Raw genomic sequence first — 300 nt, forward strand, 5'->3', positions numbered from 1 at the left:
GACGGATGCCAGCGGTGTCGATCAACGTGTATCGCCGCCCCTGGCGTTCGAACGGAATGGAGATGGTGTCGCGGGTGGTGCCCGCCATGTCATAGACCACCACGCGCTCTTCGCCGAGCAGGCGATTGACCAGCGTGGATTTGCCCACGTTGGGGCGCCCCAGAATCGCGACCTTGATACCGCTCTCGTCGTCCTGGCCATCGTGGGCGTCATCCGGCGCGGCAGGAAACTCCGCCAGAATGTCGTCCATCATCCGGCGTACGCCACGGCCATGCACGGCGGCCACGGCATGCACTCGGG

The 300-nt window shown here is 65.7% G+C and carries 1 protein-coding gene; it reads right to left on the reverse strand.

Annotation, left to right across the window (positions count from 1 at the left end; translation table 11 throughout):
* A partial coding sequence (locus B9T16_RS29715) for a GTPase (protein WP_410246496.1) occupies positions 1 to 253 on the reverse strand: 253 nt, incomplete at its 3' end.
* Positions 254 to 300 lie beyond the last annotated feature (47 nt).

The organism is Arthrospira sp. PCC 8006 (genome assembly GCF_046480465.1).
Taxonomy (GTDB): Bacteria; Cyanobacteriota; Cyanobacteriia; order Cyanobacteriales; family Microcoleaceae; genus Limnospira; species Limnospira platensis.